The following is a 13,481-nucleotide window of genomic DNA, read 5'->3' as shown; positions in this document are numbered from 1 at the left end:
TTTCGCCTGGGAGAGCGCTCCACCATGACGAAAACTTCTTGATCAACGGAGCAGGGGGGGTGGGGGGTGGGGGGTTAGCGGAGGGAGAGGGCGGCTAGGGCGGCGTTGACGATGCTGCCGGGGAGGAGGTCGTGCAGGTCGTAGAGGTCGTGGACGCTGCCGGACTGGCCGAACTCGTCGACGCCGAGCGGCACCGCGGAGGCACCGACCGCCGAGCCGAGCCAGGCCATGGCGTGCGAGGCGGCGTCGTGCACGGTCACCACCGGCACCCGGTCGGCGAAGGCGGACCGCAGCGCGCCCGGCACGCTCGGCACGGTCGCCGTGCGTACGCCCTGACGCAGGGTGCGCTGCCACGCCCGGTAGAGGCGATCCAGGCTGGTCACGTCCACCACGTGGGCCGCGACCCCCTCGTCGGCCAGTTCCGCCGCCGCGGCCAGCACCTCGGGCAGCACCGCCCCGGAGGCGGCCAGTTGCACAGTCGGCGCGTCTGCCAGGTGCGGGTACGCCTGGTGAGCGTCGACCAACCGGTACGCCCCGGCGAGCACCTGCCGGCGGAGTACCGCGTCACCGAGCCGGGCCCGGGCCGCCTCGAACGGCGCCTGGTCCACCGGCCGGGTGCTGAGCCGGAAGTAGTACGCCCCGTCCTCGGCCGGCACCGCAGTCGTCGTCGGCCGAACCGTACCGGCCATGTGCCCGAACGCGTCGCAGAGCAGCCAGTCGAGGCTTGCCGCGTACGCGGGCTCGACGAATGTCACCCCGGGCAGTTCCAGGCCCACGCTCGCGGTGATGGTCGACTGGTGGGCGCCACCCTCCGGCGCGAGAGTGACCCCGGACGGGGTACCCGCGACGACGAAGCGGGCACCCGAGTAGGTGCCGTAGAGGAAGGCGTCCAGCCCGCGCAGCACGAACGGGTCGTAGACGGTGCCGACCGGCAGCAGCGGCTGCCCGGAGAGGTCCCAGGCCAGGCCGAGCTGGCCGAGCAGCAGGAACAGGTTCATCTCGGAGATGCCCAGCTCGATGTGCTGGCCCTCGGGGCTTTCCGTCCAGCGCAGCATCCGGTCCTCGGACCAGGAACGCTGGGCGGTGGGGGCGAACACGCCGGTCTTGTTGATGAACCCGGCCAGGTTTGTGGAGGTGGCCACGTCCGGCGCGGTGGTGACGAGGTACCGGCCCACCTGTGGATCGCGGGCCAGGTCGACAAGCACCCGGCCGAAGACCTCCTGGGTGGAGATCGGCTTGTTGGCGCGTACGTTCGTGGCTTGGGGCACGGTGACCCCGAGCGCACGCTCGCGGGGCGCGCGGGACAGCGCCTCCCGGCGCTGCCCGGCCCGGATCCCGGCCGGCGACGCCGGGTCGAGCCGGTCCCATTCGGTGTCCCGGGTCAACCCCTGCGCGGCGCGCAACGCGTCGACCTGTTCGCTGGTCAGCAGGGCGGAGTGGTTGCGCGGGTTGCCGGCGATCGGCAACCCCCAACCCTTGACGGTGTACGCGAACACCACGCTCGGGCGGTCGGTCACCGCGTCGCACTGGGCGTACGCGTCGAGCAGCGCCGCCAGGTCGTGCCCGCCCAGGTCGGTGACGAGCGGGCCGAGGTCGGCGTCGGAGACGTCGGCGATCAATGCCGCGATGCCCTCGGGGGCACCGTCCAGGAACTGCTTGCGCAGCGCCGGGCCGGTCAGCCCGAACAGCGACTGGTACTGCTCGTTCGGCATCGCGTCGATCCAGTTGCGCAGCGCCGCCCCGCCCGGCCGGTCGTACGCCTCGGCGAGCCGGCGGCCGTACTTCACCTCGACGACGTGCCAGCCGGCGGCCTCGAACTGGCCGCGCCACTGGTCGATCCGCACTCCGGGGACGACCCGGTCCAGCGACTGCCGGTTGAAGTCGACCACCCACATCACGTTTCCGAGCCCGGTGGTGGCCGGGTCGGCGACGGCCTCCCAGATGTTGCCCTCGTCGAGTTCGGCGTCACCGATCAGGGCGACGAACCGGGAGTGCGGCCGCGCCCCGAAGTGGGCGTCGACGTAGCGCCGGGTCACCGCGGCGAAGAGCGGCGCGGCGGCGCCGAGCCCCACCGAGCCGGTGGAGAAGTCCACCTCGTCCGGGTCCTTGGTCCGCGACGGGTACGACTGGAGCCCGCCCCGCGCCCGCAGCCGGGGCAGGTACGACCGGTCCAGGTTGCCCAGCAGGTACTGGATGGCGTGGAAGACCGGGGAAGCGTGCGGCTTGACCGCGACCCGGTCCTCGGCGTTGAGGTGGGCGAACCACAGCGCGGTCATCGCGGTGACAAGCGAGGCGCTTGACGCCTGGTGCCCACCGACCTTCACCCCGTCACCAGCACCGCGATCATGATTCGCCGCGTCCACGATCCGAGTGGCGAGCCACAACACCCGCCGCTGAATCTCATCAAGCACATCAAGATCACGCTGGTCCACGGTGAACTCCATCCAGACGTCCCCATTGACGTCCTCGCGAGGGGTGGCGCACCTCGTTGATCATGAGGTTGGCGGCAGTTTGAAGATCGACAAATGCCGCCAACCTCATGATCAACTCGGGTTGGTGGGTTGGTGGGTTGGTGGGTTGGTCAGGCTGAGACGCCGAGACGCTCCAGGATCAGGGTGCGGACGGTCTGGGCGTCGGCCTGGCCCCGGGTGGTCTTCATGACCGCGCCGACCAGGGCACCGGCCGCGGCCACCTTGCCGCTGCGGACCTTGTCGGCGATGGCCGGGTTGGCGGCGATCGCCTCGTCCACCGCCGCGGTCAGCGCGCCGGTGTCGGAGACGACCTCCAGCCTGCGGTTGGTCATGATCTCGGTCGGTGAACCCTCACCGGCGACCACGCCCTCCAGCACGGTGCGGGCCAGCTTGTCGTTGAGCTTCCCGGCGTCGACCAGGCCCTGCAACTCGGCGACCTGGGCCGGGGTGGCCCCGATGTCGGCCAGTTCCACACCCGACTCGTTGGCCCGCCGGGACAGCTCGCCCAGCCACCACTTGCGGGCCGCGGCCGGTGTCGCACCGGCTGCCACGGTGGCCTCGATCAACTCGACAGCACCGGCGTTCAGCACCGACTGCATGTCCGCGTCCGACAGGCCCCACGCCTGCTGAAGGCGACGGCGGTGCAGCCGGGGCAACTCCGGCAGGGCGGCCTTCAGCTCGGCCACCCAGGCCGGGTCCGGCGCGAGGGGCACCAGATCCGGCTCGGGGAAGTAGCGGTAGTCGGTGGCGGTCTCCTTGGACCGGCCGGGGGTGGTGTCCCCGGTGTCCTCGTGGAAGTGCCGGGTCTCCTGGGTGATCCGGCCACCGGCGTCGAGTACGGCGGCCTGGCGCAGCATCTCCGAGCGGACCGCCCGCTCGACCGACCGCAGCGAGTTGACGTTCTTGGTCTCGGTACGCGTGCCCCACTCCTGACCGGGCAGGTTAAGTGAGGTGTTCACGTCACACCGCAGCGAGCCTTCCTCCATGCGTACGTCGGAGACGCCCAGGCTGCGGATCACGTCCCGCAGCTCGGTGACGTACGCGCGCGCCACCTCGGGCGCCAGCGCAGCGGTGCCCGGGATCGGCTTGGTGACGATCTCCACGAGCGGAATGCCGGCCCGGTTGTAGTCGACGAGCGACTCGGTCGCGCCGTGGATCCGGCCGGTGGCGCCGCCGACGTGCAGCGTCTTGCCGGTGTCCTCCTCCAGGTGCACCCGCTCGATGCCGATCCGCACCGTCTCGCCGTTGACCTCGACGTCCAGGTAACCGTCGACGCAGAGCGGCTCGTCGTACTGACTGATCTGGAAGTTCTTCGGCATGTCCGGGTAGAAGTAGTTCTTCCGGGCGAACCGGCACCAGGTCGCGATGGAGCAGTTCAGCGCCAGGCCGATCCGGATGGTCGCCTCGATCGCCGCTTTGTTCGCCACCGGCAGCGAGCCGGGCAGCCCCAGGCAGACCGGGCAGACGCGGGTGTTCGGCTCGCCGCCGAAGTCGGTCGGGCAACCGCAGAACATCTTGGTGTTCGTGCCCAGCTCGACGTGGGTCTCCAGGCCGATCACCGGCTCGTAGCGCGCGACGACCTCGTCGTACGCGGGCAGTGTCGTGGTCATCTGTGCTCCTGCCTCACAGTGCCGGTGGGGTGAACGTGCCGACGGCGCTCTCCAACGCGGCGGCGACCCGGTACATCCGGTCGTCGGCAAGCGTCGGGGCCATCACCTGAAGTCCGACCGGCAGCCCGTCGGAAAGCCCGCACGGCACGGAGATGCCCGGCCCGCCGTACAGGTTGCTCGGGATGGTGAACAGGTCGGCCAGGTACATCTGGTACGGGTCGGAGGTACGCGCGCCGAGCGGGAAGGCGACGAACGGGGTGGTCGGCGAGATCAGCGCGTCGACCCGCTCGAACGCCGCGGTGAAGTCGCGGGTGATCAGCGTACGCACCTTCTGCGCCTGCCCGTAGTAGGCGTCGTAGTAGCCCGAGGAGAGCGCGTACGTGCCGAGCATGATGCGCCGCTTGACCTCGGGGCCGAAGCCGGCCTCCCGGGTCAGCGACATGACCTCCTCCAGCGACCGGTTGCCGTCGTCGCCGGTCCGCAACCCGAACCGGACACCGTCGAAGCGGGCCAGGTTCGAGGAGCACTCGCTGGGCGCGATCAGGTAGTACGCCGGGAGCGCGTACCGGAAGTGCGGGCAGGAGATCTCGACGATCTCCGCGCCGAGTTTGGTAAGCGTGTCGACGGCCTCGTTGAAGGCGGCCGTCACGCCCGGCTCCGCGCCCTCGCCGCCGAACTCGGTGACGATGCCCAGCCGTACGCCGCTCAGGTCGCCGGTCGCGCCGAGCTTGGCCGCGGCCACCACGTCCGGCACCGGTGCCGGGATGGAGGTGGAGTCACGCGGGTCGTGCCCGCCGATCGCCGCGTGCAGCAACGCCGCGTCGAGCACGGTACGGGCGCACGGGCCGGGAGTGTCCAGCGAGGAGGAGAAGGCCACCAGCCCGTACCGGGAGGTGCCGCCGTAGGTGGGTTTCGCGCCGACGGTGCCGGTCACCGCGCCGGGCTGACGGATCGAGCCACCGGTGTCCGAACCGATCGCCAGCGGCGCCTCGTACGCGGCGAGCGCCGCCGCGCTCCCCCCGCCGGATCCACCCGGGATGCGGTCGGTGTCCCACGGGTTGCGGCTCGGCCCGTACGCCGAGTATTCCGTCGAGGAGCCCATGGCGAACTCGTCCATGTTGGTCTTGCCGAGCATCACCGTGCCGGCGGCGCGCAGCCGTTCCACGATCGTCGAGTCGTACGGCGGACGCCAGCCCTCAAGGATCTTCGACCCGACGGTGGTCGGCACGCCCTTGGTGGTGAGGACGTCCTTGACCGCGACCGGCACACCGGCCAGCGGCCCCAGTTCCTCACCGGCCGCCCGGCGGGCGTCGATGTCGCGGGCGGCGGCGAGCGCGCCGTCGGTGTCGACGTGCAGGAAGGCGTTGACCCGGCCGTCGACCGCGGCGATCCGGTCCAGGTGGGCCTGGGTGACCTCGACGGCGGAAGCCGCGCCGGTGGCGACGAGCCCCGCGATCTGCGTCGCGGTCATTGCGGTGACGTCGGTCATGAGGCCACATCCTCGTCCAGAATCCGCGGTACGCGGAACCGCTGCTCCTCCGCGTCGGGGGCACCCGACAACGCTTCCTCGGGAGTCAGGCAGGGCGTCACGACGTCCTCGCGGAGCACGTTCGTCAGTGGCACCGAGTGGGAGGTCGGCGGGATGTCCGCGGCGGCGACCTCGCCCACCTGCGCGACCGCTTGGAGGATCACGTCGAGCTGACCGGCGAAGGTGTCCAACTCCTCCTCTGTCACGGCGAGCCGCGACAGTCGCGCCAGGTGCGCGACCTCCTCGCGGGAGATGGCGGCCATCGGTGCCCCCTTCGTGGCTGTGCTGCGTCTGCCTGACCTGCGCCCACCGCTGCCGGGTACGCGACGCGCGGTGACCGCAGCGAGTCTATTGTTTCCCGCTCGGCGGGCCGTTGCCGCCTCCCCGAGCGCCGGCCCGACCGGCTGGTCCCGGCCCGACCGGCGCCGTGGGATCAGCGGGCGTGCCGGCGGGGGATCTCCGCCTCGTCGTGGCCGCCGAGTGGCCGCAGCGGACGGTACCGGGCCAGCCAGGCGACCAGTTCCTCCGCCGGCATCGGCCGGGCGTAGAACCAGCCCTGGGCGGCGTCGCAGCCGGCCGCGTGCAGCATCCGCCAGGTCCGCTCGTCCTCCACGCCCTCGGCCACCACCCGCAGCCCCAACGCCTTGGCCAGCTCGATCGTGGAGCGGACGATCGCCGCGTCGTCGGTGTCCTCGGTCATGCCGAGGACGAACGAGCGGTCGACCTTCACCTCCGACAGCGGCAGCCGGCGCAGGTGCTGAAGGCTGGAGTAGCCGGTGCCGAAGTCGTCCAGCGCGATGCCCACCCCGATCCGGTGCAGCCGGGTGATGGTGGTCAGCACCCGACGCGGGTCGGCCATCAGCGCGCCCTCGGTGATCTCCAGTTGCAGTCGCTCCGGTGCCACGCCGTAGCGGGCGAGCCGGTCGGCGATCTGGTCGGCGATCTCGCCGGTGTGCAGGTCCCGTACGCTGACGTTCAACGCCGCCCGCAGCCCGAGGCCGGCCGCCGACCACTTGGCGAGCTGCTCCACCACGTCGTCGACGACCCGACGGGTGAGCAGCCGCATCACCGCGCTCTGCTCGGCGACCCGGATCAGTTCCTCCGGGTCGACCATCCCCCGGCGCGGGTGCCGCCAGCGCAGCAGGGCCTCCACCCCGACCACCTCGCCGGTGGCGATGGCGACCTGCGGCTGGTAATACATCATGATTTCGCCCGCGTCCGTTGCCGGCTCGGCACCGGAGCGGTCGTCGGCGGTCGGGACTGCGGGATCCGCTCCGCCGCCGAGCTGCGGCTGGCCACCGTCATGCGCCCCGGGCCAACCCGTGCCGTCTGCCGTCACAGCATCCGATCCCACGTCGCGGGCCGCCCGGCGCAGGGTCGGGTCCGCGCCGGTGATGATCCGGGCGATCAGCTCGTCGTCATGGTGCAGCACCCGGGGACGACGTCGCCGCCGGCTCCACCATCGGATGCCGACCGGCTCCTCCGACGGCCCGGAGGTGGGCAGCACCGCGCCGTCCCCGCCGCGGACGGTGGGTCGCGGGTTGCCGGTCGCCTGGTCGACGGGGCGGGCGGCGGTCGCCTCGGCCGGCGCGGACCCGTCGGCTCGACCCGAGGCACCGACCTCCAGCACCCGGCGCAGGTCGGCCAGGAGCGCCAACCGCTCGGCGGAGTTGTGGTCGGACTCGGCGGTGTAGACGGCGACGGTGTCGTTGCGGTGCTTCGCGTCGTACATGGCGACGTCCGCGTGCCGCATCAGGGTGGCGAAGTCCTCGCCGTGATCCGGAAACAGGGCGATGCCGATGGAGCCGCCGACATCCAGCGGCAGCCCGTCCAGCGGCACCGGCTCGGCGAGGGCCTGGACGACCTGGTCGGCCAGCGAACGGGCCTCGCTGACATCGGTGAGCCCGGTCATCACGATCGCGAACTCGTCGCCGCCGAGCCGGGCGACCATCTGCGGCGGCGCGACCACGTCGGTCAACCGGGCGCTCACCTCCACCAGCAGCCGGTCGCCGACCGCGTGGCCGAGCGCGTCGTTGACGTTCTTGAACCGGTCCAGGTCGATCAGGAGGAGGGCGAGGCGTGTTTCGGGCTCTCCTCGGGCGGCCCGCTCGGCGTGCCGGTGCACCTGCTCGTTGACCTCAGCCAGCAACGCCTTGCGGTTGGGTAGCCCGGTGAGCGGGTCGAGCGCGGCCAACTGGTGCTGCTCCACGGTGAGCCGGGCCATCCGGTAGACCGCGAACAGCGGCACCAGCACCAGTGGCACCAGGGCGGCGCTTGCCCTGGCGGCGGTGACCAGCACCGGCGCGAGCAGCAGCAACGACCCGGTGGAGAGCAGTTCGAAGGGCAGGCCGTGCCAGGCGTTGGGCCACCACCGCTCACCGAAGCGCAGCCGCACCGCGGTGGTGACCAACCCGTAGTTGACCGCGAACCAGGCGACCCCGGCGCCGCCAATCGCGGCGATGTCGGTCCAGCCCAGCGCCGCACCGTCGTAGATCCCGCCGGGGCCGAGCCGGGTGATCGCGTACGCCGCCGCCAGCGAGCAGGCGTACTGCCCGGCGTTGAAGGCCGTCCGCCAGGGCGCGTGCCGCATCCGGACCCCGGACACCACGACGGCGACCGCCTGCACCGCGACCGCAGGGCCGAGTCCCCAACCGAGCAGGATCGCGAACGTGAAGCAGGTCGAGGGAAAGACGGCCGAGGAGGACTGCCCCCGGCCGGGCGGCAGGAAGGGCCGGGCGTCGCAGGCCACGGCGAGCACCGCCATCGTCCAGAACGCCGCCGGCAGGTCGGGCAGGGCCGAAGCGAACGACACCAGCCCGTTCGCCGAGACGAGCAGGGCCACCACGAGTACGGCCGCGACAAACGTCGAGAACTGCGCCGTCCGCCCGGGCGGGACGAGGTTGCGCGGATCGGGCGACTCCATCACACCTCCCGGCACGAGACCGGCCCGTGGTTCCACGCGCCGTGCCCCAATGAAACGCCCCCACCCCCCACTTTCCCGTCGCGACAGTCACGAATCGGTCGTAGTCGTAATTAAGTTGGTATCCGGCAGAGTGCCGTAAAGATCATCACTCCTCGACGCGGGCGACCTGCCGGGCCGCCTCGGGGCCGGCGTCAAGGAGCACCTGGAAACCCTCCTCGTCGAGCACGGGCACCTTCAGACTGGCCGCCTTGTCCGCTTTGGAGCCGGGGTTGTCGCCCACCACGACGAAGCCCGTCTTCTTCGACACCGAGCCGCTGACCTTGCCACCCCGGGACTGGATCGCCTCGGCCGCCTGGTCCCGGGAGAAACCGCCGAGCGTGCCGGTGACCACCACCGTCACCCCTTCCAGCGGGCGCGGCCCCTCCTGCACCGCCGCCTCCGCCATGCGGACGCCCGCCTCGGCCCACTTCCGAACCACCTCGCGGTGCCAGTCGACGGCGAACCACTCGCGGATGCTGGCGGCGATGGTCGGACCGACACCGTCGACTGAGGAGAGTTCCTCCTCGGTCGCCTGGTCGATCGCCTCGACCGAGCGGAAGTGTCGGGCCAGCGCCTGGGCGGCGGTCGGGCCGACGTGCCGGATGGAGAGGGCCACCAGCACCCGCCACAGGTCACGTTCCCGGGCGGTGGCGAGGTTGTCGAGCAGCTTGGCGGCGTTGCTGCCGAGGCTGCCGTCCTTGTTGACGAAGAACGGCGCGCGGGCCAGCTGCTCGGCGTCCAGCGAGAACAGGTCACCCTCGTCGGTGATGATCTGCGCATCGAGCAGCGCGGCGCCGCTCTTGTAGCCGAGCGCCTCGATGTCGAACGCGCCGCGCCCGGCCAGGTGGAACACCCGCTCCCGCAACTGTGCCGGACAGCTGCGCGAGTTGGGGCACCGGATGTCGACGTCGCCCTCTTTCGCGGGAGCGAGCGGGGTGCCGCAGGCCGGGCAGGTGGTCGGCATGACGAACGGCCGGGCGTCCGGCGGACGCAGGTCGACCACCGGGCCGAGCACCTCGGGGATCACGTCACCGGCCTTGCGGATCACCACCGTGTCGCCGATCAGCACCCCTTTGCGCTCGACCTCGCGGGCGTTGTGCAGGGTGGCGTACTCGACGGTGGAGCCGGCCACCCGGACCGGCTGGAGCACCGCCCGGGGCGTGACCCGACCGGTCCGCCCGACCTCGACCTCGATGTCGAGCAGGGTGGTGTTGACCTCCTCCGGCGGATACTTGAAGGCGATCGCCCAGCGTGGTGCCCGGCTGGTCGAACCCAGCCGCCCCTGGATGGGCACCGGGTCGACCTTCACCACCACGCCGTCGATCTCGTGCTCGACGTCGTGCCGGTGCGCCGCGTAGTGCGCGATGTAGTCCCGGACGCCGGCCAGGTCGGGCACCACCCGCCAGCGGTCGCTGGTGGGCAGCCCCCACGCCGTCAACGCCGCGTACGACTCGGACTGGGTGGCCGGCTGGAAACCGCGACGGGCGCCGATGCCGTGCACCACCAGGCGCAGCGGGCGGGAGGCGGTGATCCGTGGATCCTTCTGCCGCAGGCTGCCGGCCGCCGCGTTGCGGGGGTTGGCGAAGGGCGCCTTGCCCTGCTCGACCAGGCCGGCGTTGAGATCGGCGAAGGCGGCCACCGGGAAGTAGATCTCGCCCCGCACCTCGATGAAATCGGGGGCCGGGCCGAACTCCGCCGAGTCGGTCAGCCGACCGGGCACGTCCCGGATGCTGCGCACGTTGGCGGTGACGTCCTCGCCGGTGCGGCCGTCGCCGCGGGTGGCCGCCCGAACCAGCCGGCCGCCTTCGTAGGTGAGGTTGATCGCCAGCCCGTCGACCTTCAGCTCGCACAGGTAGGGCGCCGGACCACCCGCGTCCCGCTCGACCCGCTCCGCCCAGGCGGCCAACTCCTCGTCGGCGAAGGCATTGTCCAGCGACATCATCCGTTCGGCGTGGGCGACCGGAGTGAAGTCGGTGGAGAACGTGCCGCCGACCCGCTGGGTCGGTGAATCCGGGGTGCGCAACGCCGGGAACTCCGCCTCCAGCGCCTCCAGCTCGCGCAGTTGGCGGTCGAAGTCGGCGTCGGAGATCGTCGGCGCGTCGAGCACGTAGTAGCGGTACTGGTGCTCGGTCAGCTCCTGACTGAGCGTGGTGTGCCGCTCCCGCGCCTGCGGCGTCGGCTCGGGGCCGGCGGCCTCCTGCGCCGCATCAACCTGCTGGGGAACCGCTTCCTCCGACACCCTGCCGCCTCCGGACACCGCTGTCGACCTCCCGTGATCGTGCTACCCCCGCACGGTAGTCCCCGGGTGGGACAACCGTGCGGCCAGCGCGGCGAGTTGATCGGCGTACTCGATCCGGCCGGCCCAGTCCACCGGCCAGCCGGCCATCCCGTTGGCCGCGCCGACGAAGGCTCCGGCGAGGGCCGCGATCGAGTCGGAGTCACCGGTGCTCCGCGCACCTCGGGCCAGCGCGTCGACCGGGGCGTCCGGGTGCCGGAGTGCGCAGTACAGGGACGCCGTGAGAGCCTCCTCCGCGATCCAGCCCGCGCCGGTGACGCGACACGGGTCGTCGCCGTCGTCCGGGGCGGCCAGGGCCACATCGAGTCGACCCAACGCCAGTAGGCACTCGTCCCAGCCACGGGCGATGAACTCCGCAGGCGTCCGCTCGCCCGGCCGTTGCCACAGGTCGCCCAGCCAGTCGGCCCGGTAGACCGTGCGCTGCTGCCGGGCCCGGGCGGAGAGCAGGCCGGGAAGGTCGGCCAGCGGAGCACCGTCGACCAGCAGCCGCACGGCGTACGCGGTCAGCTCGCTCGCCGCCAGTCCGGTGGGGTGTCCATGGGTCAGGCCCGCCTGGAGCTGGGCCAGCCCGGCGAGGGTGTCCAGGTCGACGTCGAGCAACCCGACCGGGGTGACCCGCATGTTCGCACCGCACCCCTTCGAGCCGGCCTCGGTCGCCTGCTGCCAGGGCAGGCCCCGGGACAGTTCGGCGCAGGCCCGCAGGCAGGTCATCCCCGGCGCGCGGTTGTTGTCCGGGCTGGCCGCCCAGTCCAGGAAGCGGCGGCGCAGCAGCGGCTCCACCGCCTCGGCGGTGTACGTCGGCGCGTCGTGCAGCGCCCAGCCCACCGCCAACGCCATCTGGGTGTCGTCGGTGACCAGCACCGGATCACCGATCAGCTCACGCGGGCCGGTCGGTCCGTACCGGCTGTCGATCTCGGCGACGGTGAGGAACTCGGTGGGTTTGCCGAGGGCGTCACCGAAGGCGAGCCCGAAGAGCGAGCCGGCGGCACGCTGAGGCGCAGGGCTGATCATGACCGTGATGATGCCTGTCGCCCGCAAGTCCGCAGAGCGGCCGGTCGGACCACCACGGTCGGCCTGCCGGCCCGGCTGAGGTCGGCACCGGCAGGCCGGGCGGTCAGTCCCAGCAGAGGCAGAACGGGTGCCCGGCCGGGTCGGCGTAGACCCGGAAGCCCTCGCCCTCACCGGGTAGCCGGCGGGCGCCCAGGGCCAGGGCCGCCTGCTCCGCCGCCTCGATGTCGTCCACCGTCACGTCGAGGTGGAACTGCTGGGGCCGTTCCGGATCGGGCCAGGCCGGCGGGCGCAGCTCGGGGGCCCGCTGGAAGGCCAGCCGGGGCAGGTGGCCGGGCGGGCCGCCGAGCACCACCCAGTCGTTGCCGTCGGAGTTGTCCTCGATCAGCGGCAGGCCGAGCAGCTCCGAGTAGAAGCCGGCCAGCGCACGCGGGTCGGGACAGTCGATCACCGTCGAACGCAGCTGTCCAATCATGGCGAGCATGGTGCCCCACGGGTACGACGAGAAACCTCACTCCTCGGAGAGCCGACGCCCGGCGTCCCGGCAGGCCGCGAGCACCGCCCGGGCGTAGGCCGCGTCCGCCCCGGCCAGGCCGCAGGCGGGGGTCACCACCACCTGCTCGGCGAGCCGGCGGCGCGGAAACCCGAGCCGGTCCCATAGGGTGCGTACCCGGTCGGCGAGGTCGGCGGAGGTCGGCGGGCGACCGGTCGGCGTCGTCGGCGCGGCGCCGGCCAGCAGCCCGAACCCGGCGTCAAGCGCCTCGCCGAGCGGGTCGAGGTCGGTCAGCAGGCTCAGGTCGAGCGCGACACCGACCGCTCCGGTGGTGCGGAGCAGGTCCAGCGGCACGTGCGGGGCGCAGCAGTGCACCACGGTCGGCACCCCGACCGCCTCGATCACCGTACTCAGCAACGCACGGGCGTCGCCCGACTCCACCGCCCGGTAGGCACCGAGGCCGCTCTCGGTGGGGATCCGGCCGGCCAGCACCGCCGGCAGGGACGGTTCGTCCAGTTGGAGCAGCACCGAAGCGCGCGGCAGCCGGCGGGTGACCGCCTCCACGTGGCCGCGTAGCCCCTCGGCGAGCGAGCCGGCGAGATCCCGCAGCGCGCCGGGGTCGCGCAGCATCCGACCGCCGATCGGCAGCTCGATCGAGGCGGCCAGGGTCAACGGGCCGGCAGCCTGGATCTTGAGTGGGCCGGCGTACTCCTCGGCCTGCTCGGCGAGCTGGTCCAGGTCGCGCTCCATCAGGTCGCGGGCCCGACGCAGGTCACGGCCGGGACGCGGGGCCACCCGCCACCGCGCCGCGTACAGCTCGATCGGCAACTCCACAAGCAGACCGCCGGTACGCCCGATCACGTCGGCGCCTGGCCCACGGGCCGGCAGCTCCGGCAGATGGGGCAGGTCGGGTAGCTCACCGAGAACGATCCGCTGGGCCTCGGCGATGTCGGCCCCCGGCAACGATCCCAGCCCCGTCGCCGCACCCGCTCCCCATGGCAGCCCCTGATCACTCACCGCCGCAGGGTACCTCCCGCGATCCTGGCCTCGCCGAGGTCACGGCTTGCGGTATGTCGGGCGATCACGGCGACGGGAAGGCCCGACATACCGCAA

Annotated in this window: 9 protein-coding genes; all 9 read right to left on the bottom strand. The window is 72.3% G+C overall.

From position 1 onward, the window contains the following. Positions 1–74: 74 nt before the first annotated feature. Entirely contained in the window at positions 75–2,432 is a 2,358-nt protein-coding gene (locus tag Vse01_RS24180; protein ID WP_093402038.1) for a thiamine pyrophosphate-binding protein, read from the bottom strand. Between the two features lie 149 nt (positions 2,433–2,581). Next, positions 2,582–4,081 (bottom strand): Asp-tRNA(Asn)/Glu-tRNA(Gln) amidotransferase subunit GatB, encoded by a 1,500-nt coding sequence (gene gatB, locus Vse01_RS24175; protein WP_093401787.1) that lies wholly within the window; start codon positions 4,079–4,081, stop codon positions 2,582–2,584. Positions 4,082–4,094: 13 nt separating this feature from the next. Continuing rightward, positions 4,095–5,570 (bottom strand): Asp-tRNA(Asn)/Glu-tRNA(Gln) amidotransferase subunit GatA, encoded by a 1,476-nt coding sequence (gatA, locus tag Vse01_RS24170; RefSeq protein ID WP_093401788.1) that lies wholly within the window; start codon positions 5,568–5,570, stop codon positions 4,095–4,097. Then, a complete protein-coding gene (gene gatC, locus Vse01_RS24165; protein ID WP_088995614.1) occupies positions 5,567–5,872 on the bottom strand; it encodes an Asp-tRNA(Asn)/Glu-tRNA(Gln) amidotransferase subunit GatC in 306 nt (101 codons plus the stop codon). Before gatC ends, gatA begins: the two co-directional genes overlap by 4 nt. Positions 5,873–6,042: 170 nt before the next feature. Further along, complete coding sequence (locus Vse01_RS24160; protein WP_093401789.1) at positions 6,043–8,532, bottom strand: putative bifunctional diguanylate cyclase/phosphodiesterase; 2,490 nt, start codon at positions 8,530–8,532, stop codon at positions 6,043–6,045. A 145-nt stretch (positions 8,533–8,677) separates the two neighbouring features. Beyond that, positions 8,678–10,810, bottom strand: a complete 2,133-nt coding sequence (ligA, locus tag Vse01_RS24155; protein WP_093401790.1) for an NAD-dependent DNA ligase LigA — start codon at positions 10,808–10,810, stop codon at positions 8,678–8,680. A 42-nt stretch (positions 10,811–10,852) separates the two neighbouring features. Beyond that, positions 10,853–11,878 (bottom strand): ADP-ribosylglycohydrolase family protein, encoded by a 1,026-nt coding sequence (locus tag Vse01_RS24150; protein WP_093402039.1) that lies wholly within the window; start codon positions 11,876–11,878, stop codon positions 10,853–10,855. 103 nt (positions 11,879–11,981) lie between these two features. Continuing rightward, positions 11,982–12,350 carry a VOC family protein gene (locus Vse01_RS24145; protein WP_170863289.1) on the bottom strand — a complete coding sequence of 123 codons (369 nt, stop codon included), beginning with the start codon at positions 12,348–12,350 and terminating at the stop codon, positions 11,982–11,984. Positions 12,351–12,386: 36 nt separating this feature from the next. Further along, positions 12,387–13,385 (bottom strand): uroporphyrinogen decarboxylase/cobalamine-independent methonine synthase family protein, encoded by a 999-nt coding sequence (locus Vse01_RS24140; RefSeq protein ID WP_093401792.1) that lies wholly within the window; start codon positions 13,383–13,385, stop codon positions 12,387–12,389. Positions 13,386–13,481: the final 96 nt, after the last annotated feature.

This window comes from Micromonospora sediminimaris (genome assembly GCF_016863575.1).
In the GTDB taxonomy this organism is placed as follows: domain Bacteria; phylum Actinomycetota; class Actinomycetes; order Mycobacteriales; family Micromonosporaceae; genus Micromonospora; species Micromonospora sediminimaris.
This window is presented reverse-complemented; position numbering and strand designations above follow the sequence as displayed.